This is a genomic window from Bacillus sp. NTK071, assembly GCF_017303315.1.
GTDB lineage: Bacteria > Bacillota > Bacilli > Bacillales > Guptibacillaceae > Guptibacillus.
Map to the genome: position 1 here is coordinate 62,926 of NZ_JAFKOI010000006.1, position 26,979 is coordinate 89,904.

Sequence of the window (26,979 nt, forward strand, 5' to 3'; positions counted from 1 at the left end):
TAACCTCCTTTTTCTTTTTCGTGCTATAAGAGTTAATTAAAACCCGCTATCTAGGTAAAATGACTAATCATTTCTTTTTAAGTTGTACATATGATAGAAGCAATACAGTTAATAATGAAGGAGACTATGGTTTTCTTCATTTTTTTATGTATATATAGCAGTTTCACACAGAAGATGTAGGACATTTCAAAAAGGGTGTGGAAATGAGTATGCCAATAGAAGAGAGTGAGTTAGGGGTAACGGAACTTTTTGAGGAATGGGATGAGGTTATTAAAGGTTATCATTCGTCACTCGTATCTCTTATGGGTGAGGATGAAGAAACAGTGGACTTTCAAAAGAATAATAACCAAATTCTCCACGTTCCTAGAGATTATCCAACAATCGGAGATGCGGTGGATCAAGCATCAGCTGGAGACACAATTCTATTAGCAAATGGTACGTATCATGAGAGTGTTTCTATTCCTTCTACCAAACCATCTCTTCGATTCATTGCGAACGGTAAGGATGTTATTTTAAATGGAAAAGGAAAGCTAGATACAGGATTTACGTTAATGGCAAATAACATAGAACTAAACGGAATTCAGATCCGAGACTTTGTAGAAGCGGGAATTGAAGTGACGGGAGTATACGGAATTAAACTCATCCGAAATACGATTTATACCGTAACGAGGGGTCATGGAATCCAGCTGAATGAGGGGACATTCTCTAATTTAATTTGGAAGAATAAAGTCTCTTACGCGAATAAGGACGGAATAAATCTTCAGTCCAAAAACGTTTGGGTTGTTGCTAATGAGTTTAGTCATAACGGACAAAATGGTATTCGGATTACTACGATAGGAAATCACATTGTTGGAAATGAGGTTCGAAGCAATAAAGAAAGCGGCGTACTAGAGGATGAAGGGTTTAACCTCGTTTATGATAATGAGATCGTTCGGAATGGGAAAGAAGGAATTAACTTACCAACAAAGCTTGGAGGTTCCTTGTCATTAAGCAATCAGGTCGATAAAAACAAAGGCAATGGATTGGTAGTTGAAACTCCTGGGAACTTAGTAATCGATAATCGGTTTGTAAGCAACTCCTTCTCAGGTGTCCTTGTTGAGAGTATGCTTAATGTGATTGAGCTAAATAAACTTATAGAAAATAAGAACGGACTCGTAATGAAGGAGAAAGCGACTAGAAACTTCATCTTCCGAAACTTATTTAGAAGTAATAAAGATAGTGATCTAGTGGTTACGAATACAAACAATACAATCTTTCAGAATCCTCATGTAAAAAACTGTTCTTCTTACGATGAGAATGTAATTGTTGTTCCGAAAGACTTTCCTACAATCTCTGAAGCTGTGAATAAGGCTTCTTCTGGAGATACTATCCTAGTCAATAATGGCAACTATCAGGAAGAAGTTACAGTTCCCATTTCTAAATCTGGCATCCGCTTTATTGCCAATGGTAATAAAGTGATTCTAGATGGAAAGGGGAAGCTGAATACTGCTTTTGAACTTTCAGCGAATATCTTACTTATACAGGGATTTATCATTCGAAATTATGTTCAAACAGGTATATCTGTAAAAGGCATAGGTATATCAATGGTTGAAAACACGATAAGGAATATTGCAGCTGGAAACGGAATTGAATTATCATTAGCATTCTCAACCTTAATGTGGAAAAATAAAATCATCGACGCACGTGAAGATGGTATCAGAATAACGGCAATGAACAACTGGATTATAGACAACGAAATATTTTCTAACGGTGGAAATGGAATTCATTTTATAGGAAACACAACTGTAGGAAGTACCGTTACAAGAAATCGAATAAAATCGAATGCCATTAATGGGATTGCGGACAATGCTGGTTTTAACTTTATTTACAACAATGAAATGAGTCAAAATGGGAGTAACGGAATGTTTGAAATATCTGGGCTTGGCTCTGGAGCTATTATTGACAATCGAATATTATCCAACACTAGGGGAGTAAGGTTAGATAGTGTAGGGAATTATGTCGCCAGTAATAAAATACAATTCCATTCCCAAGGTGGCATACTTGTTCATACTGAATTCAATAACGTGGAGGATAATAAAATCTTAATCAACCAACAAGACGGTATTTACTTAACAGATCAAGCAAGTAACAATCTTCTACTCAGAAATGAACTGTTACGAAATACTCCTTACGACATAAAAGCAGACAATACGGATAATGATTTTATCCTAAATGCTTGTTTTAAAAGTCATCCACCAGATCTTTGCAAGTGAGCGTATAATCAAAGAAAAAAGCATGAAGACGATCTTCATGCTTTCTTTCATTTACAAGGAATTATTCAGTGATACCTACAGAATCAAGTCCACCTGTAGCGGCTTTCACTTCTGAACTGCCTTCACCATAAAGGTCAACAGCGGATTGAATGAGCGCTTGACGAGCATCACTAAAGTCTGATGTTGGCGTTAAATAGTGTGTTAATGCACGGTAGTAGATTTTCCCGAGCTTCTCACGCCCAATATCCTGAGCTGTTAGATAAGCGGCATGATTAATAATCGACGAGTTAATATGAACGCCACCGTTATCTAAATCACCCGGCAAGTCATAGAATTCGTCCATATGGGAAGGGTACATTCCTTCACCATTGCCATATGGCGCATATTTAGATCCCACAGGATATTTACTAGGATTACTTAAGCTTCTTAATGATGTTCTGCCACTTGCAACAGCCTCAGGAGCCATAATATCTTCTCCCATTTCCCAATCCGAGTCATCGATTAATGCACCGAAAATATCTGAGAAGGCTTCATTTAGAGCACCAGATTGGAATCGATAGATGAGACCTGCTGAATTAGACGTCACTCCGTGCGTCATTTCATGTGCAGCCACATCTAATCCAGCTGATAGTGGGATAAAGAAGTCTCCATCACCATCACCATAAACCATATACGTACCGTTCCAGAAAGCGTTGTTATAGTTATTGCCGAAGTGCACGACTGATTGAATTGGCATACCGTTATCATCAAGAGAATTCCGGCCATGCTCGTTTAAATAATAGTCATACACCTGTTCTGAATTATAATGTGCATCAACGGCAGGTCGATCGTAATCTGATTTAAATGATGCACTTCTGTTTGAGAATAACTCAATCTCATTATTCTCATTCGAGTAGTCGTAGGTTAGAATTCCTTCTAAGCCCTCATGACTGAAATCAGCTAATTGAAAAGTCGTTCCTTCTTTCTCAGCTTTGCTTTTAGTGATATGAAGCAGACGATGATCACCTAATACACCAGTACCTGAGCCGTTTTGTGTTTTGAATTGGTTAGCGTCCATAATCGCATTGTGCTTATCAATAACGTTCCCTGTCTGTGCGTCTACGAATACGAACCAGTTACCAGGCTCATTTCCTAGAAAATTAACATTCACTTTATAAGCTAGATGATTTTCTCCTTCAAACGGATAAATGACAAGCTTAGAAGTGGGAAGTTGATCTAACTTGTTTGGAGCATTTACAGAAGATTTTGCTGCTTCGAGAGCTTTTTCTGATGTAACGGCTGGGGTGGTATCTAGGTCGCTTTCTTCTAATTGAATATTGTAAGCCCCATTTACGACTTCTATTTCAGTGTTCGCATTGTAATGAACAATAACTTCTGCGCCTTCAACGGGTACATTGTTTTTTGTCTGATTGAAACGAACGTGGGTCATTCCGAGCTCATCTTTAACGGATTTGTCTACTTTAAGTTCAGCTTTCGGCTTCTTAATTTTAACTTTATCTTTATTCTCTTCAAGATAGTTAAGTGCATCATTAGAAGTAGCGGACTGACGTTTTGCATGCTTTTCCTTTACGAATAATGGCACGTTAGCTTTTTCGTTCCATTCCTTATCAACGTGCTTTGCTATTTGATGATCTGGCTGAACGGCTAGTACATTGTTATATGGCAGTGAAGCAGAAAGTAGTGCGGTTGTTACAACAAGTGGTGCAATAATTCTTCTTTTCAAATAAAACCCTCCTAAATGTAATCTATTTACAATTATAGAGAGGATAAAGTCTTAGTTCATGAGTATTTGTAATTATCTTAAAATATGGAATAATGGAAAAATAAGGTCTAAAGTACTGGGTAAAGGAAGGGGTTGAATTTCTAAAAACATGTTTAGACATTCAGATTACTATGGAGACTAGGCTTAAACCTATCAGCCTAGTACCTTTACCTTGTAGCTACTCGTAAAAGAAAATGTCCTGATATGCGTGAGCACCTCTTCAGAATCCTGAAGAGGTATTTATATGTTGTAATTACTGTTTCATGAGGCTTTCTATGCTAAACTTTGATAAGGTGCGTCACTATGAAATTACTACTACGATTACTAATCGATAGTTTAGGTGGGATAAATAACAACATGAATATACTTCTAACTGGTGCGACAGGTTTTGTAGGAAAGCAATTGACGATTAGGTTATTAAGTGAAGGACATACGGTCTATGCTCTCGCACGCAATGAGCGAAAAGCTGATCATCTAATCGAATCTTTGTCAGCCGAACTACAAAGTAAATTATTCATTATTGAAGGTAATATTATGATGGATTATGCTGGAGTATCAAATGAAAATATAGCTGGATTAAAAGGCACGATAGATACGGTATATCATATCGCTGCTTATCTATCGTTTGATGATAATGAAAAGGAAAAAACTTTTGATATAAATGTGAATGGAACACGAAATATATTAGAATTCTCCAAGGACATTCAAGCGAAGAACTTCTATCATGTTAGTACAGCGTACACATTGGGTGATCAGATGTATGCTAGTGAAACTCTTCATTCTGTTGATAATGGTTTCGTTAATTATTATGAACAAAGCAAATGTCAGGCAGAACATCTTGTATTTGAGTATGAAGATCATTTCAATGTCTCGATCTTCAGGCCTTCTATTATAATTGGCGACTCAAAAACAGGGGAAGCCGAAACAACTTTTGCTTTATATGGTGTTATTAGAAGCTTTGAGATCATGAAGAAGAGAATGAAGCGGAAAAAGGAAATGCCTTCTACTAGGGTTAAATTCTTATGTGCCCAAGATACAGCACAAAATCTAGTTCCGGTCGATTATGTTGTAGATGTATTAGTAGCTGGTCTGGAGAATTCTAAGAACAAGGAAATCTATCATATTACGAATTCTCAACCACCAACAAATCAACTCGTTTTTGAGACTATAAAATCAGAGCTTGATTTCAATCAGGTGGAACTGGTGTCTACTAATTATGATGGAGAACTAACAGAGCAAGAAATGAAATTCAATGAACCAATGAAGGTTTTCCATCAATACCTTGATAAAACCTTAATATTTGATGATACCAATACTAGAAAGCTATTAACTGAAAGCAATGTCAAAGCACTAGATCTAAACGAAGATGTACTGAGAACGATCATTGCTGGGAGTAGATAATAGTGCCTGTCACCACCCGGTATATGTTAGATTATGTCGAATGTCTTATGAATTTACGATAAAAGCCACGGACCCTTGGTCCGTGGCTTTTATATGATTTGTATCTTTTTATTTAGTTGTTGAAGTAAATCGATTATAAATGATCAATACAATGACAAGTACTAGAAGAAATACACCAATCAATACGCCAATCAGTAATTGAAATGAAGAAGAGGTTGTTTCTGCCTCTGTTACTTTAGATTGGAATGCGGCTGCCTCAGTGTTTGAGAAAAGCTTTAGGTTTTCTGCTTTATCTTTAATCGTACTGTTTTCTGTACTCATTGAGAGAAACAATTGACTGATAGTAGACTCAGGAGTGAATGTTTTCTCTCCGTTAAATAAAATGGTTTTTTGATCTTCCGTAATCTCTCCCATTTCTTTCGTGTTTGAAGAGTCGTGAATGAAGTCATTATTTTTCTTGAACTTGTTCTTCTGGTATTCATTTGGTAGTAACTCGTTAATGTCTGTGTTTGCTTCCACTGCAAGAGGAGCAAGGTAGAAGCAGAGCAAAACCAGGGTGATGAGGCTGATGAGCTTATGCTTCATGAGCCTCATCCTCTTTGATTTGCGTCAATGATGATCGTTTGCTTAACGCATATTGAAGTATAATCAGGACGATTAACACGGCGGTTAGAATCATTGCGCCCTCTGTAAAGAGCGTTTGCGTGCTGTTTTGAATCGACATATATACTCTCGACATGGGATCAGTAAAGCTAAAGTTTGGTGTTGATAGGGCTAGTAGTGGTGTCACAAATAGGGCGACAAGGCCAACTGTAACAAACCATCCTATTAAATGATGTCCCATGAAGGCAACTCGTATTAAGCCTGAACAACTTAGTAATAGTAAAATAGTGAAAATTGTCCATTCTAGCGAGCGATCATTTCCTAATGGATAGATTGATAAGCTATATAAGCTTATAACGAGACCTACGATACTCGTAAGCATTAAGAAAAGAATGGTTTGTAACCACCATGGTCCGTGTTGGAAATAGTAGCTTGCATAACCAATTAACAAGCTGCTTAAGAGAATAACGAACAAGATCACAACCGGTGGAAGATTGGTGTCTTTCTTATCTGTGAACACGCTACCCGTCACGTCGATAGGAGTAGCAAGGAAATCATAGACGTAATCATTTGATTGTCCATCTACGAATGCATTGCCCATCACATTGAACACATCATCACGAATCATAAGTGTCGATGCTACGTTGTTATCCCACTTATTGTTAAGCGTGTTCGCATCGGTTTGCACTTCTGCTACTCGAGATTGGAGTTCATCTGTATACGTTAGAATTTCTGACTGACTATTTTCTACAGAATCCATCCAATCATACAGGGAACTCATTTGGCTTTTGATTTGGTCATGATTACTAATGATTTGTGTCCCACCCTGTGTTGTTTCATCAGGTGACTGTTGCTCTGATTGTTGCATTTGAGTAAGGACATTGCCTGCTTCTTCTTCAATTCCATTCAAGCTTTCTACTAGCTTCGCTTGTTGTGTGTCCAAGACATTCTTATAGTCAGCGAGAAATACAGTGAAATCATCTTGTAAGGTGGTAAGGGCGTCGCTCGTTTTCGGTACCTGTGTACCAACAGCATCCCACTGACCTTTTTCTTCACTTGTAAGCTCTAACATGCTATTCACTTCTTCGCGAAGATCGTTGTCTTGAAGAACGGTTTCTTTCACATCATTTTTGGAAAGCATGCCATTCAGCGTTGCTTCGTAACGATCAAGATAAGCGTAGTACTGTAGAACATCTGTTAAGTTAGCACCTTTGATCGGACGCTGGAAATAGATTGACAGATTATTTTTTCTTGCTTGAGATAAGGCAGGTGATGCTAAAATCGCATTTTCCTTCTCATTAATACCTGACGAGATACGATAAATCTTATCAGATACCATCACTAGTAAATCTTTTAGTTCAGTGTTTGAATCTTTTAGAACATCTACCTGTTCACTTAGTGTCTCTTTCTGAGTCGTGAGCTTATCATTTTCTTTTGTTAGCTCATCGACTTTCTTAGTGAGTTCACCAATTTGTTCAAGTAGGCTTTTATTTTCTTCTGTTAGCGTCTCAACTAGCTTCTTAAGTTCTTCTAGTTCACCGTCAAGTGGATTGTCGCCACCTTCTTTTGCTAGAAGCTGTTTTTCTGTTTGTTCAATTCGATCTTTAAGCATTACTAAATTTGTAGAAGCCTTTTCAAGATCTTCAACTTTTGGTTCTTCAAGGGCAATTAACGTTTCTTGTAATGCCAAAATCTCTTGTGCAATGGCTAACAACTCATTGCGCTCCGCACTTAAATCCACTGGAGTAGGTCCTTTTTGATTTTCATCTTCTTCTATTACAGGTGGTTCTTCATCCTGTAAGCTTTTTAGAAGCTGATTCAAATCTTTAATCGGATCCTCTTCTTCAATTGGATCTTCAGGGTTTTCAGGTTCTTCTGGATCCTCGGGAACCTCAGGAAGTTCAGGATCATCAGGGATAACGATATCGTCCCCATCTCCCAATTTGTTACTTAGCGTTGCGATTTCACCTTCGAGATCATTCAGAACCATTGAGTCTTTTAGCTGTTGGTAATAGTTTATGATCCGATTCTGTAAGGTATAGAAATCGTCAATTTGGCGCTCTGCCTGGTTATAACGTAGTTCTTTAAGTCCTGAAAACATTTGTTGCTGTTCAAGCAATTGATTTTCCATTTGAGACATGTTTTGAAGTACGCTCTCAGACTTACCTTCAAATAACTCTTTATTGTTCATAAACATGGGCTGAGGCATTTCAGTAGCTTGTGAAATTGAATTCACTGAATCAGCTTGAACTTGTTCGAGTACTTCTTGTTGTTTCTGTTGATACTCGCGATAATCATTTGTAGAGGTTACAAAGTTAGCGAGGTTTTCTTGGAAACCTTCCATTGTATCAGCTTGATCTGCTGCACGCTCCTCAGCACTTTCTGAAGAGGATTGAAGAGTAGCGAGCATGGAAACTTGTTGCTCCATTTGATCGGCAAGGTCTTTAGAACTTGGCGTATAGAAAGAGAGCATCGTCTGCTGGAATGCTTTCTCTTTCTCTACGATTTGATCAAATTCTTCCTGGATGTTTGCAAGATCATTTGAAACATAGTTCCAATAAAGAGAAGACATTTTTGTATTGACTCGGTTCGTCGCTTGCTCGATTTCGAGCAATACTTTCTCTTTATTGATGGCATTTAGCTGGTTCTGAACAGTAAATTCTAGCTTTGTTTGTTCAGGTTGATTTTCATCATACGTCAATATTTTCTTTGAGAATGTAGATGGAATATAGACGATCGCATCATACTTCTGGTTGTTTAATCCCTTTTCTCCTGCACTGCGTCCAACGACTTCCCAGTTGTAGTTGGAATTAGATTTAAGTATAGAAGGGACGTCGTTTCCAAATTTAACTGATTCTTCGTCTTCTTCTGTCCCTATATCCTCGTTAATAACTGCGATTGTTTTCGTGGCGCTTTCCTTCTTTTTCATTGGATTTTCTCCAATTGAAGTGAAGTAGACAAGAGGAAGAACCAGAATGATCGCTGTCACAAGAATTAATTTAAGAATGCTTTTCTTTTCTTTCACGCATGTACCTTCCTTTCTATCTGAACAAGTGGAACCTGGATTTTTTGTGCGCTATCGCCTTTAACATAGTAAGCAAATCCAGCTTTAATATCAGGTTCTTTCCGGTCAAATGGCAGACTGATTAGTGTTTGATCTGATTTCTTCATAAGAAGAATGATTTGACGAACTTGTTTCAATTCGACCGTTAGCGGATCGTAACCTTTCGTTAATTCGTTGCTATTTCCTGACGCGACAACACTTAGACCAAGATGGCTATAGTTTTTAATGAGAGCCGTTATCCGATCCTGGTTAAGAGACCCGAGTATTTGTGAAAATCGTCCATAACCATCAATGAAGAGGAAGATTTTCGAGAATTTAGGAGGGGATTGACCACTATTAATACTCTCATGATAGGTGACCTCTCTCGACTTAAATTCAGCTGTAACTTGTTCAAGCCACTGTTCGATTTGTTCTTTTGTTTCTAAATAAGTCGTATTTTCCTCATCTTTTAAATGGAAAAGTCCTCGATCGATTGAATCAAATACCGCAATATGGTCGACTTCTTGCTGTAATGCTTGCTGTGTAAGAAGTCGCATGATATTTGTTTTACCTTTCTGCGCCTGTCCAAGTACAAGGCAATGGGAAGTCTGCGCAAAGGATAAGGAGACGGGCTTAACCGTTTCTTCATGCAATCCAATCGGGTAGTCATTAACTGATCGTGATGTTTGCATATACGAATGGAATGTTTCTAATGTAAGATCTGTCGGTAGCATTGGAATAGGCTCCGGTTTAGTAGCATCACGGAATTTCTCTTGAAGCATATGAACCTCTTCTTTCAGTGATGCAAGCTGTTCATAGTCATCCTCACCTTCAGCGGGCAGAACAATTTGACCAAAGTATGTTTTCTCCTTCTTCATTATTGCTCTACCGGGAATGGCTTCAGGAGCAAACGGTAGTTTCCCAAGCACGGTATACGCTTCTGAACTATCAAGTAAATAATGGACAATCTTTGTTTTAAGATTATTCATGAGAGCCTGACGAACAGAGTTCATACGGGTAGCGCTTAGAATTAGATAGATTCCAAGTGATTGTCCATCTCGTGCAAATTGAGTAAAGATCGGATCGAGATCCATTAGTTCCTCTTTCACGAGATCATAGTTATCGATCGTAATGTATAAAAGGGGAAGAGGCTTGTCATTCATTCGATTGAACATTGTAATTGAACTGACTTCCTCACGCTGAAAGAGTCGTTTCCGCTTCGTAAACTCTTCTTGAATGTACTTCAGTAATTTATTCAGTTTCCGTTCCTCATCAATTAAGAAATAATCTGCTGTATGAGGTAAATTCTTTATCGATAATAAACCACCGTTACCGAAATCGAGTACATAGAATTGGGCTTCTTCAGGTGCGTTTGTTGATGCGATTCCCATTAGTAGCGTCAGGATTGTTTGCGTCTTTCCGAAACCTGACGATCCAAATACACCAACGTTTCCATCCTTTATTAGTTCGTATTCATAAGGAGACTGTGCTTGCTTTTCTGGTTCATCAAGAAGGGCAAAAGTAATACTCTTATGACTAGATTCGAATTGATGACGATACAATCGCTTCTCTAATGGTGGTAGCCATGGACTTGGTAATCGATTCAGGCCAAGCTCTTGCTGTACATCGACGATTTTATCAACAATCACTTCAATTTCACTTTGTTTCTTTTTCTTGCTTTCTTTAGATGAAGAAAGCTCTGACAGTGGGACAAGACCGAGGTCTGTAACAAGAGCCACTTCATCCTCCATGTCTGAGGTGTCTTCCATATATGTCGCTCGGCTATAAGCCGATTGGAATAGATCATACACCTCGTTATTCCCAACCTGTAAGTAAGCGCGACCTGTGGTTGTAAGCGAAGCGGCATCGCCATTCTTTAGAATCTCACGACTGTCTTCAACGTTTTGTACTTTAAGCGCGACGCGGAAACGAGCGTTACTCCAAATCTGATTGTCGATCACACCACCAGGTTTTTGTGTGGCAAGAATGAGATGGACACCCAGACTTCGACCAATTCGAGCGGCACTGACTAGCTCTTTAATAAATTCTGGTTCCTCTGTTTTTAATTCAGCAAATTCATCTGATATTAAGAAGAGGTGAGGCATTGGTTCGGCTGCTACGCCACTTTTATAAAGCATTGTGTAGTCATTGATATGACTCACTTCGTACTGATCAAAGATCGTTTGTCTTTTCTTTAATTCACTCTTAATAGAAGCGAGTGCCCGTGTACTGAAGTTTTCGCTACCTTCAATATTCGTAATCGTTCCTAAAAGGTGAGGGATTTGTTTAAAAGGTTGTGCCATTCCTCCGCCTTTATAGTCAATTAACAGAAAAGCCACTTCATGTGGGTGGTAGTGGACGGCTAGTGAAAGAATATAGGTTTGTAGAAATTCACTCTTACCTGACCCGGTTGTACCTGCAAGCAATCCGTGTGGTCCATGAGCCTTCTCATGAAGGTTCAGCTCAACAACATCCTGGCGTCCTTTAAGTCCTACTGGTGCTGCTAGTGATTTCGATGATTGATTCGTTACCCAGTTATGTGAGATCGGTAATTCATCTATATCCTCCATATTTAACATCTGTAGGAAGGATACTTTATCAGGAATGGAATTCGTAATCCCTCGTTGGTGATTTAATGTGCGTAGCATTCGAGAGAATTGTTCATTATCGCTTTGTTTGTGCTCATCTAGTTCAAATGAGATTTCGGCTGCTTTCTTCTCTTGGATCAGAATATCCCCTTCGTTATTGTTAATATAGCGAATCAGCGTATGGATATTATCTGATAGACTCTCTTTTGCTTCAGCAACGAAGATCGTTGAGAGTCCGAGATGGGTATGTTCACTTTCTAAGTACTCTAGAATCACATGGTCTGATATCAAGTTTTGATTTGAGATAATGAAGACGTAATGCGGCGCAAAACGGATCTTTTCTTTATCCTCTTCTAGATCACGCTCTCGGATCATTTCATAGATCGAAGAGAGGAGTTGATCTCGCGTTTGTTCATTATAAATAAAGCCTTTTGAAAATGAGTTAGGCATTTGGAAGTGTGGTAACCATTTCATCCATTCCCAATCGGTGTATTCATCTTCATGAAAAATATAAACAAACCTAATGTCGTGATAGCTATGAAAGAAGGCTAATTGCCCAATGATTTGATGAAGTTCATTTTTCACTACCGCTTCTTTTCCGATTAAGCCTATCGCACCCTGGAATAGATTTGCGGTAATAGGAAGCGAATGAAGTTCATTGTAGACTTGTTTAAGATTCTGAGATTCTTCTAACAGTTCATCCATTTCTCGCGTTGACATATCTGCTGAATTGACTGAGATGTTATAACTTGCAGGGACCGTTCCAGTTCCTAATCGAAATTGAAGGAAGTCAGGACTTTCAAAACTTCGCTCCCATAAGCGATCAGAAACTTGCTCCGTTAAATATTTCATCCGATCAAAAGAAGGGAAGTGGAACGTTAAGACTTTGCGCTGCTTTTGAGCTAATTCGTGCAGTTCATGGCGTTTATCCTCAAGGTACCTTTTGTAAATTCTTTTCTTCCGTGCTTTTGATTTCTTCTGGTGACTTTTATCTTTAAAATATTGCACAGTAGATGTGACGAGTGTTGTTGTAAACATCACCACGGATATTAGAATGAAAATTCCTCTAGGAATAAGAAGTGCTACTAACCCCATAACAATTAACATCATTAAAGGAGGAAGTATAATAATCCATAAACTTCGATTGTTTCGCTCTGACTCTTGCGTTGGAAATGATAAATCAATCTTATCCTCTGGTAACTCATACATCATTCTTGGCGTTCTACGATAGTTTGGGTATTTCTTCTTCATTTCAGATGTCGGTATAATTGCTTCTGGTAAGGATGTTTGAAATTCTACGGGACAGGTTATTTCAATCATATCGTCTGCAATTAGAGTGAACGTCAACATCGGAAGGAAAATGATATCGCCAATCATCAATTTCGTGCTTGTAGTTAGTAGATTTCCATTTACATAAACAGGTGTATGACCTGAAGGTTTGAGTGTCCAGTGTTTCCTCTCCCTTATTAGTGCTAATCCTTGATTCTCTTTAAGAGGTTCGTGTGCAACATGGTTATCAGTTAAAGATCTGCCAACGGTAATCTCCTCATGATTTCCAATATAATAGGATTGCTTCTCAGGTTGAGATGTTAACATGACAGCAATTTTCTCAGAACCTAGTTGGAAGGAAGTTCGCTCATTTTGAGACAATGCAACGACTTTTTCATCTTGATCACTTAAATAATAGCTGCCGTTTTCAAATTCAATCGATACCCGTTCCATCTGGTCAGAAGGGATGGTTATGGCATCATTAATACTTGTCCCGATTGAAATCGTACTTGAGTTCTGTTCAAGGTCGACTCGTTGGTAAGTATCTCGAAAGAAAGCCCATAATTGCTCCATCTTTCCACCTCCAATCTATTTGTCATCTTTCTTCTGATCGTTTTGCTTTTTCTCATCTTCTTTTTGATTATCCTGTGTCGGCTCTTCTTGCGGCTGGTCTTCTTGCTGTTCGTTGAGTTCTCTTTCATATTCTTCAAACTCTTGTTCAAGATCATTAATCATCTGTTGTTTCTTTTCACTATCAAGATCTGAATCTGCTTTCACTTGTTCTTTACGCTTCAGGAGGCCATACATTAATAAGTCGCGATCTTCTAAATAACGTGCGACTTCAAGTGCTTGTTCCGCTTCACCCCGCCCAATATGAATCCAATATTCATAGTACCTTGGATCAGATTGAAGTGAAATCGTGTTACGTACACTTTCTTTTTGCTCATCTGTTAATGATTCATTAATAATGTAGGAGAGGGCAAGCTGATATTGTGTCACTTTTGGAATGTCGTCAATGCTATAAGATTCAAGGGAGTTCACTACTTCACTATAGTCATTGGTTAAAAAATTCTCCTGCGCCTGTACAATGTTCTCTTGCTTTGGTTGGAGAAGGAACAATGAGTACAGGGAGTATAGTAATGTTGGTAGTAAGCAAATGGAAACGCCAAGTAGCACATAACGACTCGTTTTCCATTTCTTTTTATTTACCTTCACAAATTCTGAATCTTTCTTATGTAACGCTTCTATTCTTGAATGAATAATGGGTTGAAGATCATTTAGCGTTTTTGCTTGAAGAACCTGTTTAAGCTCTGATGATAGTGTGAGTGTGTCAGAATAATAGAGATAATGTTCGAATGATTGCTCTGGATTCATCATAGCTGCAACGGTAGCCCGTGTTTCTTCTAGAATACGTTCAGGATTATCTTCGTAAGGAGGAAGGCTTTCCTTCACCCCAAAATGCAAGAAATGTGGCGTCAATCCCTGATCCAGTACAAGGTTATCAGGACATACAATTAAGTTAAGACGTGTATAGCGGTGATCCTTAACTTTCTGCACAAGTTGATAAGCACTTGCGAGGCGATCGCTTTCATTCATTTCTTTCAGTTTGGTTGGAAGAGGCGTTATCGAGGGTAAAAGCTCGTGCTGTATATTCACCTCATCTTCAGTCATATCAATCGTTCTAGGGATTCCTGTATTGATCTGACTTAGAAAATGAACTTCTGACAGATCATCGAATTTGATTTTCTCTTTCTGGAACAGAAAGGTAATCTTATTTTTTTCTTTTGCAATGCTCGCATCTATTTGTGTTTCAAGATAGGGTTTCACTTGATTCGACATGGTTGTGATCTCCTTCAGAGTATTTCAATTCGATCTCCGGTCATGATACCTGCGTCAATTAAACGCTCATTAGCAGCTACTATTTTGTGCTTATTCACTAGCCGAACCCATTGGTTTTGATTAGGAGGGGTTTCGATATGCTCAGTTTGACAAACAATTTCAATGAGTTTCTTAACGGAGTGATAGTTTGAAAGTCTTAGGTCAATGAATCGACCCTTTTTATAGTGGCCTAGATCGACAGTTACTTCAATGTACATTTCATTCACCTCATAAGGAAGGAGCGCTAAGTTAAGCGCTCCTGATCAATTCTTTATCGCTTAGCCGCGAATTTGGTTAGCAATCTGGTTATCAGCCTCATCAAGGGATCTAGCTGTGCTCTTCAGCTGTGTTGAAACATCTTCTAATAATTGCTGCATTTGATAAAAAGAGGGTTTAAGAGTTTCATATTGCTCTTCAAATGCACGGCTTGATTCACCTTCCCACATAGATTTGAGTTGAGACATTACTTCATTTAAGCTATTAACTTGCTCCCCAACCTTGTCTGCTTCTGATGAATAACGGTAAGACATACTTTCTAGTTCTTCTGGTGTTACGCGAATTTGACCTGCCATTTCAAATCACTCCTCTAAATTAATAATGTGCAAATAAATCTTAGGATTTCATTAGTCTTTCCTATATATAGTTAGCATAATTTGTAATAACTTGATAGGTATTATGTATAGAATGCCAAAAAATGAAACTTATAGACTATGACTTTTTACCTTTCTAATTTCCAATGTAACTAATTAGATGTAAATTATGGACTGATAATATAAAAAATGGAATTTTAGTTAAAAATCTTATTCCTAAATTAGTAATCTAGTGTAAGAAAATCACAAGTTATTTAATTATTATTTGAAAAATAGGAAAAAGGTTAAAAACAAAGATCTTTTAGTAGAAAACATGTATTATGGTGTGTGGAAAACTAGAAGGGCTGTGAAGATATGAAGAAGCGAATTTTCTTTTTAACAAGTGTACTTGCAATGCTAATGTTAACGGTTGCTTGTGGCAATGCGAATGAAGAAGAAGTAAGTACAAATTCAAAAGAAGAAACCAAAAGTGCTGGAACGCAGGAAAATAAGAAAGATAGTGGAGAGTCTAAAAAGGAAGAAACTACAGAAGAACCTTCATCTTCGAGTGATATCATGAATCCCAACATCGCAGAAGCATCAGACGGTGATGTTGAAGAAATTTTCACAAATGAAGATCCAGGTTATGTACATGATATGGATGGATTTATTGTGTCTGTTAATGAATATCAAATAGTTAAAGTGACAGACATGCAAGCAGGTATGTATGAATTTGATGATAAAACGGAAGGTTATGTCATTACAACTGAAGTTACGATAAATAATACTAGAAATAAAGCTATATACTATCCAATTGTTCTTAACATACAATTGAGCAACAAGTTTGATTATTTACATGGTGGTAGAACTTTTGTGAGGGATGAATATCCTGTTTCTGAAACGGAAGAAGAGTCTACTAAATTTGGTGCAGGAGAAAAAGTTACTGGACTCGTATCTTTTGTACTAACAACGGAAGAATATGAAAAAATTAAAGAAGTTAAACCGAAATTTGTTATTGAAGGAAGAGCATCTGAGAACAAAGATTTTAGTGGTGCTTATTCTGGTAATGCTATTTTTGATTTTGCTTATAGCACAGAACAGAAAAAAGAAGCAAAAGCAGAATCTAATAAATTCTATCAAGATGATTTGATGACCGAAAATATAGCTGAGAAGAAAATGCTTTATGAAAAAGAGGGAATCAATGAAACAAAACAACTAGAGGATCTAAGCGTTACTCTCAATGGCTTACAATATACAGAAGTCATCCCTACAGCAGAAAGCGAAAGTAAGTTCAGCAATTTTAAAGATGGTGGAGTTGTTGCTTTAACTGTAAAGCTTACCCTAGAAAATACTTCAAAAGACCCTATCGATATTTGGAGTTTTGGTTCCAAGGTTAAAATTGATGATGATCGAGGTAATGCTTTTACAGCCGCTAGCTTAGAGCCAGAAAGTGTTCCTATGGAAATTGAAGCTGGAGAAACTAAAGAAAAACTTCATGTGTTCTTATTTAGAAAAGATGAATTTGAAACGATGAAAACGTTCGATTTAGAATTTGGTGATTTAATGGCTAAAGAAGAACAATTATTCAAGCGTAAAACGATCAATTTTTCCTTACCTCGCTAATATTTCTAAAACTATTGAAGTAAATGCAGCTGCATTTCTATTAAATGAAGAAGATAAGTGTAATAGAGATAAAATGATTATCAAAGACTGCTTTTGCCTTCGTCCATTTTAAGCTGCCTATTCCATGCGAAACCATGTGGTGAAGTATTCTAAGAGTGGTACAGAGAGATCGCCACTCTTATATATCGATGGATCCTTTGAAATGAAAGTAGGGCAAATTGAGTTAAAATAATCTTTCGTATTTAAAGGATTAAAGTCAAAAACAGTACACGTACAAGTTAACGTGTGCTGTTTTTTGTTTGGGATAAATCATTCATTAGCATTGTTTTCCTACTAACCTAGGTAAAATAGTCTATTCATAATGCAATCTATAAAGTTATTATTTGTTTTTGTTCTTTTTGCAGAACCAAAAAATAGGGTTTTAACCAAAATCATGACACAATTGTAATATAAGCCTCATGTAAATGGTAAAATAGTACTATATTGTGCAAAGGTTATAAAATCCGTATTAATCTGTCATATTTATGTAACCGACTTGTTATTGGACTAAAATCGCTGTGTTATATTTGCCTGTTATCATGTGGAACATGGGTGATTGAGAAAGAAACAAAACAACACCAATATTAAAAACTCTCAGGAGGAATGTATACATGGTAGCTCGTAAAAACATTGTAAGAAACGTGGTTACATCCACAGCACTAGCTGGAATGATGTTTGCTAGTCCGGTAGTTTCAGAGGCGGCACTAGGAGATCAAACACTTTCTTATGGTGAAAAACACGGCGACGTTGTCGAGTTACAGGATGTACTGTCAGCCAAAGGGTATTTCAACTATGATGAATCTACAGGATACTACGGATCAATTACTGAAGGTGCTGTAAAGCAATTCCAGAAAGATCACGGTCTTTCAGTAGACGGCATCGCAGGTCCCAATACATTTTCAGCAATTCAAAACGTAAACAATGGACAAGCTCAACGTACGCTAGTACAGGGTGACCGCGGTCATTCCGTAGCAGCACTACAGGAAAAGCTTGGTGGATATTATAACTACTCAGTAGATGGAATCTATGGTCCTATCACTAAACAAGCTGTACGTGCGTTCCAAGCTGACAATGGCCTTGCAGTAGACGGCATTGCTGGTAAGAACACATGGTCAGTATTGAATGGTGGAACTGCACCAGCTAAAGCTTCTAATAAAGAAGAAGTGAAGACGACTTCTACAAACTCTAATTCCACATCTGCTAAGCAATCAAACTCAGAAAGCAAATCTTCTGAGCAAAGTGGTAAAGAAATTAGCGTAGAAGCGACAGCTTATACCGCGTTTTGTACTGGTTGTTCAGGTGTAACAGCAACTGGTATTGATTTGAGAGCAAACCCAGATCAAAAAGTAATCGCTGTTGACCCTGATGTTATCCCACTTGGATCTAAAGTACATGTAGAAGGTTATGGTACAGCAATCGCTGGTGATACTGGCGGTGCTATCCAAGGAAATCGTATTGACCTATTCATGGCTGATCGCCAAGATGCACTAGACTTTGGTCGTAAGACATTAACTGTAACAGTTCTTAACTAGTAAAATAGTAAATAACCGACTGCCTGATCATTGATCAGGCAGTTTTTTTTGCTATTTCTAGTAAATGTGTTCGTAATCTACTCAGATTTCCTAGTTTCCCGGGTGGTTTTTATGTTTTCTTTCGTGTGATATAGTTTCAAAGGTTTGAATTTGTTGTGCACGAGAGGAGCCATTTTATGCGTAATACAATTATTCGGTGGAGCTTCTTTTTCATAGGTCTCGCTGTTCTTGGTCTTGGAATTGCCATGACGATTAAGGGAAAAGCTTTTGGAATAGGCCCCTGGGATGTATTTCATTATGGTTTATATGAACAGTTTGGATTAACAATAGGAACCTGGTCGATTATTACCGGTTTTATCCTACTGAGTTTCACCTCACTATACACAAAAACGTATCCAAAGATAGGAGCATTTTTGAATATGCTGCTTCTAGGATTGTTTATTGATTTGTTTCTGTATGTTCTACCTTCACCAGAGTCGCTAGTTATACAGGGAATTGTTTATGTCCTAGGTGTTATCGTCCTCGGATATGGTATTGGATTATATGTCACATCGGGGCTAGGAGCCGGTCCACGAGATGGGATTATGCTTATCATTGTTGAAAAAACAGGATGGCGAATTGATTGGGTTAGAAATGGAATCGAAATAGTCGTCTTATTGCTAGGATGGGCACTTGGTGGACCTGTTGGGATTGGAAGTATTGTTATTGCCTTTATGCTGGGTAACATTCTTCGTTATTCCATTCCACAATGCAAAACGATACTAACAGCTATGCTCACGTATCAACATCCGACTTCACCAAAAGAGTCTTCCTATTAATGAAGTAAAAGCTTGCCAGAGATGGTAGGGTTTTTTCTTTTGTCATTAATTTATGGCGCAAAAAATACTAAATCCCTCTCCAGTTTTGGAGAGGGATTATTTCGTGATTATGCTTTAATAATTTCCGCTTTAACTTCATGCTCTTTAATATAAGCAAGTGGAAGGAGTGTACTTTCGAAATCAAATGCATTCAATTCATTTTCGCTTGCAAGACGATTAGGATAATCAGGGTTAGCAAGTGCGCTTGTACCAAGGCTTACAAAGTCAGCATCTTTATGATCGATGAGCTCGCTTGCTTTATCCGGGTCACCAAGCTGACCATTTGCAATAATTGGTAAGCTACTAAATGCTTTCGCTGCTGCGGTTAAAGACTTTGTTCCTTCACCGAAAGCAGGTTGAGTAGCATCTGGGTCCGTAACGTGAATATAATCCAATCCTTGCTCAAGAGTAGAGAAGATCGTCTTCGCTGATTCTTCACCATTAGGCCATTTATAAGCAGGATCAGCGACTTTAATTTGAGAAAGGCGAATGCCTACAGTAAAGTCTTCTCCTACTTCATTTCTAACATCTTTAATTACTTCAACGATTAGTTTCAAGCGATTTTCGAGTGAACCACCGTACTCATCGTCGCGTTCATTTAGGTAATCAGTTAAGAATTGATCAAGTAGGTAGCCGTTCGCACCGTGTATTTCTACACCATCGAATCCTGCTTCTTTAGCATTGCGAGCTGCTTGAACAAAAGAGTGTCGAATTTCTTCAATTTCATCGAGCGTTAGTGCTCTCGGAACATCGAATGTACCTGAACCGCCATAGAAACCAAGCTGTTCACCTTTTGGTGGGATTGCTGACGGAGCTACAGTTACGTCAGTATAAGCATTCCCTTGACTTTGACCTCCTGCATGCATCAATTGAGCAATGATTGCTGTATCATAATCATGAACAGCAGAAACGACGTTTTTCCATGTTTCTACATGGTTTTTATTTGTAAGGCCAGGCTGATTTAAATACCCCTGGCTATATAATTCATCTGTATAGATGCCCTCTGTAATAACAGCACCAAAACCTCCTTTTCCAAATCGCTCATAATAATCACGCATTGTTGTTGTTGCGCTACCATCATCTGTTGCCGTAATTCGTGTCATTGGAGCAACAATAAACCGATTGTTCAATGAAAGTTTTCCTAATTGGTTAGGTGTATATAAGTTTTCATATACCATTATAATCATCCCTTCTTTAAGTCATTACGGTACTCATTATAGGGGATACTTTCCCCTTAAACGAAGGTTATGCTCAACACAATGGGTTCCACATTTTTACACCCTTCATACACACAGAGTAGTTTAGATAGATTATTTTCTATAAGTTGTTGCTTTTGAAAGAATTTAAGTATAACAAGCCACACTTCGCCTATTGGAGCGCAAATCAACTAATTTCAAGGAACATTGTCTCCAAAAGAACCTAAAAAAAGATAACTCCTTTTGATGGAGTTATCTTTTAAACTTTATCGGATTTGACCTGTACCTGTCATGCAATACTTAATCGTTGTAAGAGCTGGTAATCCCATTGGCCCTCTTGCATGAAGCTTCTGTGTAGAAATACCAATTTCTGCACCAAAGCCTAAAGCAGATCCATCAGTGAAACGAGTAGAAGCATTGTGATAAACAGCTGCAGCGTCTACAAGGTTACGGAAAAGTGAAGCTGATTTAGAATCTTCTGTAATGATTGCTTCAGAGTGCTTTGTGCCATACGTTTCAATATGGTCAATCGCTTCCTGAGTGTTGTTTACTGTTTTAATTGCAATTTCAAGACCAAGATACTCATTGCTCCAGTCATCTTCATCTGCTGGTACTGCATCTTTAAATGTGTTTACAATGTGATCATCACCATGCACTTTAATGTTGTGATCTGCAAGTGATTTTTCAAGAAGATCTTTATTCTCTTCAAGCCATTTATGGTGAACAATAAGCGTTTCTGCGGCATTACAAACTGCAGGACGGTCTGTCTTTGCATTAATAAGAATATTAATTGCTTTTTCTGGTTCAGCTGTTTCATCGAAATAGATATGACAGTTCCCAACTCCGGTTTCAAGAACGGGTACTGTTGCATTGTTAACCACAGTGTTGATAAGCGCTCCTCCACCGCGTGGAATGAGTACGTCAATATGCTCTTTCATAGTGAAAAGCTGACTTGTTGCTTCACGGTCAGTTGTAGCGATTAGCTGAACGGCTTCGGCTGGAATCTTTGTTTTTGGAAGTGCTTCGTGAATGACGCGGACAATGCCTTTATTGGAATTAAGCGCATTTGAACCACCTTTAAGCACGATCGCGTTACCAGATTTCAATGCTAATCCGGTTGCATCTACCGTTACGTTTGGACGTGCTTCGTAAATCATACCAATAACGCCGAGAGGTACGCGTACTTGTTCAACCTGCATGCCATTATCGAGATTCCAGTCGGAAATAACTTCTCCAACAGGGTCTTCAAGTTCTGCAACTTCGCGAAGACCATTTGCGAAATCTTTTACACGATCTTCGGTCAAACGAAGACGATCCATGAACGCGTCAGTGAATCCTTTTTCTTTACCGCGATCTAAATCTTTCTTGTTTTCATTAAGAATAAACTCTGTTTCTTTTTCAAGTTCATCTGCAATAATGAGTAGAGCCTCATTTTTTTCTTTCGTTGTTAGTAGGGAAAGTGATTTAGAAGCTACCTGTGCTTTCTTTGCTTGTTCCTTTACATTGACTGTACGATCTAGAGTAGTCATCAAACGCCTCCTATATGTTTTCTTATATTTTATATCATTTTTGTGACTAGTTAAGTTTTTTGCATTACAAACGAATAGAGGGAGTAAATGCCCCCTCTGACGTCGTTTTATGATCCGAGTGGAATAGCTAACTGATCGTGATAGACAAAGTCATTAATATGAACGGCTTCTTTAACCGAGGTATCAATGAGTTCCGAAATTTCATCTGTTGATAATCCTTTGATCATCTTTAGATGCTTGGAAGAGTAGTTCGTTACGCCAATTCCAATTTCCTCTCCATCCATATCAGTTAGTTTAACAACTGCACCTGGTTTGAAGTGTCCGTGAACATAATGAACACCTTTTGGTTGTAGGCTACGTTCATGTTCGGAAATTTCTGAGCTTGCTTTATCTGTTACAATTACTTCACCTTCAGGACCTGAGTTAAATGCAATCCACTGTTTCTTGTTATCAAGTTCTGCTTGTCCTTCAGGTGTAAAGTACGTTCCTTTTGCTGTTTCGTGAACAGCGTTATAAATAATGCCTTTCGTTGTTGCATTACCAAGGAAAGATGGCGTACCTGAAGCCATTGCTATTTTGACGGCATCGATCTTGGATCTCATGCCACCCGTACCTACTGAGCTACCAGGTTCACCAGCTGAATCTTCAATTTCAGGTGTGATTTCTGTTACATGTTCGAGAAGCTTTGCATCTGGATTATTCCTTGGATCATCATCATATAGTCCATCTATATCAGATAGAATGATGAGTTGATCGGCACTTACAAGTGCTCCAACTTTTGCTGATAGTGTGTCATTATCTCCAAATTTCAATCGTTCAACAGTTACAGTATCATTCTCATTGACGATTGGAACGATTCCTCGTTCTAACAATACATTAATGGTATTTCGTGCGTTGTTGTATCTTTTGCGATCAGAAAAGTCACTACGCGTAATCAGAATTTGTGAAGCAGTATAGCCGTGAGATATGAACCGTTCTGAATAAGCCTCCATTAACAGTCCTTGGCCGATTGATGCGGCAGCCTGTTTTTCTGAAAGTGATGTTGGACGTTCAAGGCACCCAAGTCGACGGTAACCAGCGGCTACTGCACCTGATGATACGAGTAGAACTTCGTGTCCTTCATCTTTAAGCATTACAATGTCATCAACTAGTTTTTCAAGTTTTCTTCGGCTAATGTCTCCGAGCCTGCTCGTTAAAGAGCTGCTTCCGATTTTAATTACGATTCGTTTCTTTTCGTCGTTTAGATTCATCATTTCACTCCTATATAACTTGCCGTTAAATGTGTGATTTCGTTTAATCAACTGACTATACGAGTATAACAAACAGGCATCGCCTTACAACATGACCTGCCCAAATAGTCCGAATACATGGAGAATAACTAAGAATATGGACGATGTGAGTTCTAAACTCACTTAACATACGCTTAGAACATGAGAAGAGGGCTTAACACTCTATATAAAGATTGGAAAATGCGTTTTTTTAACATTTATATCCACTTTATTCGTTTCTTTGCATACGTAAAAAGTTGATAAATCACAAAATGTAAGGGTTTTCATATGAAAAATGAATAAAGGTTGTATTTTATACATTGGCGCCACACTTGTATCAGACAGGGGGTATGAAGTTTGATATACTGCTCATAAAGAAGAGGCAAAGGGGCGGCAATATGAATATCATTGATGCTATATTCGTTCTATTAACAGCTCTATGGGTAGGAGAGTTTATGATGAAGCGAGGGAAGCAAGGCACGAGTGAATCATCAATTGAAAATAGATCCTTTCTACTTATTCTCTTTATGATTATCACATCAATCGCTGTTACGCTCTTCTTTCGCGAGCTAGAACTTTTCCTATTTGATAAAAGTAAGCTTACTAGTGTAATCGGATTGCTCCTATATGGAGGAGGGATTGCATTGAGATACTGGGGAATTCAGGAGCTAGGTCATTTCTTCTCAAGAAATGTTATTGTGGAGAGTAAAGTGGATCTTGTGAGTTCTGGTCCTTATCGAATATTAAGACATCCCCTTTATACAGGACTTCTTCTAAGTACAATAGGAATTCCCATTTATATTGGAACGTGGGGTGGTGTGATTGTAGCAATCCTATTGATAATACCAGCTCTACTATATCGGATACGCCTAGAAGAAAGGATGCTCTATGATTCTGTTGGAGAATCTTATCGTGAATGGAGTAATCAACGTTATCGACTTGTGCCGTTTATTTATTGAAGTCTAACTCACAGCAGATTGGTGGAAATGATAGGCATATTAGCTAATTGGGATTAGGTTAAGTGAATTAGGGAACAAGAATAGGACGACATACTTATGAAAGAGGATATCCCATTATGAACTTATCCAAAACATCTATTAATTTACGAAATAGCTTCTGGTTTCTTCCGGTTGTATACGGATTAATATCTCTCGGAGTTGTTGCGTTGAGTACATGGGCTGATCTCATGTTTTTCTCACAACTTAACGGGCAATTGCCTAAGCTATTACTATCAACGGAAAAGATTGCACAATCTCTGTACGGACCGCTCGTAACCGCAATCTTAACAATGACGACGATCTCGTTCTCATCTATTATGGTGGTGCTAACAACCTATTCGTCTCAATTCTCCCCACGAGTACTCCAGGATTTCATATCTGATCGCTTTACACAGCATGTTCTTGGTATCTTCGTAGCGGGATTTGTATTTGCACTAGTTAATTTACTTCTTCTTACTGGGAAAGACAGCCGCATAATTGTTTCACCATTATTAACCGTTATTCTTGCAATTACTTGTTTATTGTTCTTTGTTCTCTTTATCCATCACTCTGCTACATTTGTTCAAGTGAACAACTTAATAGAAAAAATTGCAAGAAAGTCATTATCCCTCGTTGAAGATAAAAGCGAATTGCATGAAGGTGAGCCTTACGAAAAGTGGGATAGCTGGGAAAAGAAAGAGTTAAATGAAGATGAAGGATGGCCGATTTATAGCAAAAAAATGGGCTATATTCAGCTCATTCCATACAAAAAGTTAATTCAAATCGCAACTCAAAGTGAAAGTATAATTCGAATAGACGCTGATGTTGGACGATACGTAAATCCTGGATCAAGATTAGCGACGGTATGGTCAGCAGATCCCTCTTCTTTCTCTGAAAACAACATTATAAACTCGATTGCCATTGGAACAGAACGAATTAATGATCAGGATTTAGAATTTTCTATTCAGAAACTTGTAGAAATCGCACTAAGAGCAATTTCGCCATCGGTTAATGATCCTCATACTGCGATTAACTGTACAAACCGGATTGGAACTATTCTTTCAAAGATAGGTCATACTTATCATCCTAAAGAGGCTTTCTTTGATGATAAAAGGAATCTTCGTGTATTAACAGAACCAAAACCATTCTTTCAATATCTCTATAAGTCCTTTTATCAAATTAGACATTACGGGCAGGATGACGTAGCGATGCTGAATGGAATATTAGAAGCATTGATTCTCACAGCCGACGGACAAAAAGAGGCAATCAAGCGGGATATACAGAAGTTTCATTCTTATGTAATGAATAGTATTGATCTTAATGAATTTCCTGATTTAGATCGGGAGTTGTTACAGCATACCTCTAATGAACTTAATAGGATATGCAAACGATGAAATGGTAAAGACTTCTGTTAGTACTAACAGAAGTCTTTACTTTTGTTTATAAGATTTCGCAACCGTGTCACTAGAAAGCTTGAATTCTTCTAGAACACTACTTTCCTGATTTCGAATGACATATTCAAGAGGAAGTCCTGTATCAGGTTCGAGCCATATACTAAAAGTTGTTTTGTCAAAAAAACCTTCCGTTATTCTACCCTGAACAAGGATAGCATTATGATTTTTATAGTCAGCATCCATATCACTGATTTTCCAGTTATCAAAATTAGTAAGGTAGGACTCAGTAAATGCTTTAGCTTGCTCGTGATCGTTTTCACTATCGATGGACTCTAGTGATTGTAGAATATTTGTATACAACTCCTCTTTTGTAGGAGTTACTTGCTGTTTCATTTTTGCAGTCTTAGTCTCTTGAGAAAGAACTCCCATTTCAGAAGCGGCGAAAAGTCCAGTGCCGGTTAACATGACTAGGAGTACAATATATGTAAGAAAAGCTGGAAACCTTTCTTGAATAACGCTTAATAACCGTTTGTTAGTTGGGGCAGTAACTTTAAGACTACTTCGAACGCGATTTTTGTGACGGTGATCAAAGGTGACGGCTTTTGTATCGGTCATTCTAGCACGAAGGTTTTTTAGCTTCTCATCCATTGTCACACCTCCTTAATACATTTCTTTCAGTAGCAATCTTGCACGTCTAAGTCTTGTTTTAACTGAGTTTTCTTTAAGTGATAGAAAGTTGCTGATTTCTTGGACTTTCAAGTCTTCGAAATAATGGAGGAAAATGACTTCTCGGTATTTAATTGGTAAATTCAAAATATTTTTGGTTAGTTCTTGATTCTCTTCTGAACCAACAAGTTGAGAATCTGGTGCCGAGTCCTGGTGTTTAAAGGTTGATAATAATGATTGAGCAAAAACAATGTTACGATGGGACCAGCTTTTAAGTACATCTTTGCATTTATTCGCAGTAATCGTAAGGACCCATGATTTGAGTGATGCTTCATTATTGAAGCTATCAAGTTTCGTATAGCATATGATAAAAACGTCCTGAGCTATATCTTCTGCCTTCGCTTTATCTTTTAAATAACTATAAGCAAGCCAAACAACACTTTCTCCATATTCACCCATAATCGTTTCAAGGACCGCATCCTTATCCGTGAGGTCAATGTCTTTATGAGCTGTAAATTCTCTTTTCCCCAAGG

19 protein-coding genes are annotated in these 26,979 nt (G+C 38.0%); 7 read left to right on the forward strand and 12 right to left on the reverse strand.

Features of this window, described 5'->3' with window-relative positions:
* Positions 1-203 precede the first annotated feature (203 nt).
* Positions 204-2,252: a right-handed parallel beta-helix repeat-containing protein gene (locus tag JI666_RS11640; protein ID WP_206891954.1), complete on the forward strand. Its 2,049-nt coding sequence runs from the start codon at positions 204-206 to the stop codon at positions 2,250-2,252.
* 61 nt (positions 2,253-2,313) lie between these two features.
* On the opposite strand, the gene JI666_RS11645 is transcribed toward JI666_RS11640, so the two are convergent.
* Positions 2,314-3,975, reverse strand: a complete 1,662-nt coding sequence (locus JI666_RS11645) for a M4 family metallopeptidase (RefSeq protein ID WP_206891955.1) — start codon at positions 3,973-3,975, stop codon at positions 2,314-2,316.
* A 342-nt stretch (positions 3,976-4,317) separates the two neighbouring features.
* On the opposite strand from JI666_RS11645, the gene JI666_RS11650 reads away from it, so the two are divergent.
* Positions 4,318-5,415: an SDR family NAD(P)-dependent oxidoreductase gene (locus JI666_RS11650; protein ID WP_286170770.1), complete on the forward strand. Its 1,098-nt coding sequence runs from the start codon at positions 4,318-4,320 to the stop codon at positions 5,413-5,415.
* A 108-nt stretch (positions 5,416-5,523) separates the two neighbouring features.
* Here the strand turns inward: JI666_RS11650 and essA are convergent, their stop codons facing one another.
* The 6 genes from essA to JI666_RS11680 are packed head-to-tail and all read right to left on the reverse strand — an operon-like array spanning position 5,524 to position 15,368.
* Positions 5,524-6,000 carry a type VII secretion protein EssA gene (gene essA / locus JI666_RS11655; protein WP_206891956.1) on the reverse strand — a complete coding sequence of 159 codons (477 nt, stop codon included), beginning with the start codon at positions 5,998-6,000 and terminating at the stop codon, positions 5,524-5,526.
* On the reverse strand, positions 5,990-9,043 hold the full coding sequence (esaA, locus tag JI666_RS11660) for a type VII secretion protein EsaA (protein ID WP_206891957.1): 3,054 nt from the start codon (positions 9,041-9,043) through the stop codon (positions 5,990-5,992). The genes essA and esaA overlap by 11 nt, the downstream gene beginning before the upstream one ends.
* Entirely contained in the window at positions 9,040-13,491 is a 4,452-nt protein-coding gene (gene essC, locus JI666_RS11665; protein WP_206891959.1) for a type VII secretion protein EssC, read from the reverse strand. Before essC ends, esaA begins: the two co-directional genes overlap by 4 nt.
* Positions 13,492-13,506: 15 nt before the next feature.
* The gene (essB, locus tag JI666_RS11670) at positions 13,507-14,757 is read right to left on the reverse strand and encodes a type VII secretion protein EssB (protein WP_206891960.1); all 1,251 of its coding nucleotides are present in this window, start codon (positions 14,755-14,757) and stop codon (positions 13,507-13,509) included.
* Between the two features lie 14 nt (positions 14,758-14,771).
* Positions 14,772-15,014 (reverse strand): ESX secretion system protein YukD, encoded by a 243-nt coding sequence (gene yukD, locus JI666_RS11675; RefSeq protein WP_206891961.1) that lies wholly within the window; start codon positions 15,012-15,014, stop codon positions 14,772-14,774.
* Between the two features lie 60 nt (positions 15,015-15,074).
* The gene (locus tag JI666_RS11680) at positions 15,075-15,368 is read right to left on the reverse strand and encodes a WXG100 family type VII secretion target (protein WP_206891962.1); all 294 of its coding nucleotides are present in this window, start codon (positions 15,366-15,368) and stop codon (positions 15,075-15,077) included.
* A gap of 372 nt (positions 15,369-15,740) precedes the next feature.
* On the opposite strand from JI666_RS11680, the gene JI666_RS11685 reads away from it, so the two are divergent.
* The 3 genes from JI666_RS11685 (at position 15,741) to JI666_RS11695 (ending at position 19,377) form a co-directional block, all read left to right on the forward strand.
* Positions 15,741-16,988, forward strand: coding sequence for a DUF5068 domain-containing protein (locus JI666_RS11685; protein ID WP_206891963.1), 1,248 nt, complete (start codon positions 15,741-15,743; stop codon positions 16,986-16,988).
* A 650-nt stretch (positions 16,989-17,638) separates the two neighbouring features.
* Positions 17,639-18,559, forward strand: coding sequence for a peptidoglycan-binding protein (locus JI666_RS11690; RefSeq protein WP_206891968.1), 921 nt, complete (start codon positions 17,639-17,641; stop codon positions 18,557-18,559).
* Between the two features lie 176 nt (positions 18,560-18,735).
* Positions 18,736-19,377, forward strand: coding sequence for a YczE/YyaS/YitT family protein (locus JI666_RS11695; RefSeq protein ID WP_206891970.1), 642 nt, complete (start codon positions 18,736-18,738; stop codon positions 19,375-19,377).
* 107 nt (positions 19,378-19,484) lie between these two features.
* Here JI666_RS11695 and JI666_RS11700 read toward each other — a convergent pair whose 3' ends face one another.
* From JI666_RS11700 to proB, 3 genes are all read right to left on the reverse strand, one after another.
* Positions 19,485-20,594 carry an oxidoreductase gene (locus JI666_RS11700; RefSeq protein WP_206891971.1) on the reverse strand — a complete coding sequence of 370 codons (1,110 nt, stop codon included), beginning with the start codon at positions 20,592-20,594 and terminating at the stop codon, positions 19,485-19,487.
* A 284-nt stretch (positions 20,595-20,878) separates the two neighbouring features.
* Positions 20,879-22,141 carry a glutamate-5-semialdehyde dehydrogenase gene (locus tag JI666_RS11705; RefSeq protein WP_206891972.1) on the reverse strand — a complete coding sequence of 421 codons (1,263 nt, stop codon included), beginning with the start codon at positions 22,139-22,141 and terminating at the stop codon, positions 20,879-20,881.
* Positions 22,142-22,248: 107 nt separating this feature from the next.
* Positions 22,249-23,391, reverse strand: a complete 1,143-nt coding sequence (proB, locus tag JI666_RS11710; protein WP_206892183.1) for a glutamate 5-kinase — start codon at positions 23,389-23,391, stop codon at positions 22,249-22,251.
* A 416-nt stretch (positions 23,392-23,807) separates the two neighbouring features.
* On the opposite strand from proB, the gene JI666_RS11715 reads away from it, so the two are divergent.
* Together JI666_RS11715 and JI666_RS11720 are read left to right on the forward strand one after the other, a co-directional pair.
* Positions 23,808-24,368, forward strand: coding sequence for a methyltransferase family protein (locus tag JI666_RS11715; protein WP_206891973.1), 561 nt, complete (start codon positions 23,808-23,810; stop codon positions 24,366-24,368).
* Between the two features lie 116 nt (positions 24,369-24,484).
* Entirely contained in the window at positions 24,485-25,780 is a 1,296-nt protein-coding gene (locus tag JI666_RS11720) for a DUF2254 domain-containing protein (protein WP_206891974.1), read from the forward strand.
* 36 nt (positions 25,781-25,816) lie between these two features.
* On the opposite strand, the gene JI666_RS11725 is transcribed toward JI666_RS11720, so the two are convergent.
* Positions 25,817-26,428 carry a hypothetical protein gene (locus tag JI666_RS11725; protein ID WP_206891975.1) on the reverse strand — a complete coding sequence of 204 codons (612 nt, stop codon included), beginning with the start codon at positions 26,426-26,428 and terminating at the stop codon, positions 25,817-25,819.
* 12 nt (positions 26,429-26,440) lie between these two features.
* A complete protein-coding gene (locus tag JI666_RS11730) occupies positions 26,441-26,977 on the reverse strand; it encodes a sigma-70 family RNA polymerase sigma factor (RefSeq protein ID WP_286170771.1) in 537 nt (178 codons plus the stop codon).
* Positions 26,978-26,979: the final 2 nt, after the last annotated feature.

Coding starts and splice junctions, on each gene's coding strand:
- JI666_RS11640 (WP_206891954.1), top strand. CDS start 204: ATGAGTATGCCAATAGAAGAGAGTGAGTTAGGGGTAACGGAACTTTTT.
- JI666_RS11650 (WP_286170770.1), top strand. CDS start 4,318: ATGAAATTACTACTACGATTACTAATCGATAGTTTAGGTGGGATAAAT.
- essA (WP_206891956.1), bottom strand. CDS start 6,000: ATGAAGCATAAGCTCATCAGCCTCATCACCCTGGTTTTGCTCTGCTTC.
- essC (WP_206891959.1), bottom strand. CDS start 13,491: ATGGAGCAATTATGGGCTTTCTTTCGAGATACTTACCAACGAGTCGAC.
- essB (WP_206891960.1), bottom strand. CDS start 14,757: ATGTCGAATCAAGTGAAACCCTATCTTGAAACACAAATAGATGCGAGC.
- yukD (WP_206891961.1), bottom strand. CDS start 15,014: ATGTACATTGAAGTAACTGTCGATCTAGGCCACTATAAAAAGGGTCGA.
- JI666_RS11680 (WP_206891962.1), bottom strand. CDS start 15,368: ATGGCAGGTCAAATTCGCGTAACACCAGAAGAACTAGAAAGTATGTCT.
- JI666_RS11685 (WP_206891963.1), top strand. CDS start 15,741: ATGAAGAAGCGAATTTTCTTTTTAACAAGTGTACTTGCAATGCTAATG.
- JI666_RS11690 (WP_206891968.1), top strand. CDS start 17,639: ATGGTAGCTCGTAAAAACATTGTAAGAAACGTGGTTACATCCACAGCA.
- JI666_RS11695 (WP_206891970.1), top strand. CDS start 18,736: ATGCGTAATACAATTATTCGGTGGAGCTTCTTTTTCATAGGTCTCGCT.
- JI666_RS11700 (WP_206891971.1), bottom strand. CDS start 20,594: ATGGTATATGAAAACTTATATACACCTAACCAATTAGGAAAACTTTCA.
- JI666_RS11705 (WP_206891972.1), bottom strand. CDS start 22,141: ATGACTACTCTAGATCGTACAGTCAATGTAAAGGAACAAGCAAAGAAA.
- proB (WP_206892183.1), bottom strand. CDS start 23,391: ATGAATCTAAACGACGAAAAGAAACGAATCGTAATTAAAATCGGAAGC.
- JI666_RS11715 (WP_206891973.1), top strand. CDS start 23,808: ATGAATATCATTGATGCTATATTCGTTCTATTAACAGCTCTATGGGTA.
- JI666_RS11720 (WP_206891974.1), top strand. CDS start 24,485: ATGAACTTATCCAAAACATCTATTAATTTACGAAATAGCTTCTGGTTT.
- JI666_RS11725 (WP_206891975.1), bottom strand. CDS start 26,428: ATGGATGAGAAGCTAAAAAACCTTCGTGCTAGAATGACCGATACAAAA.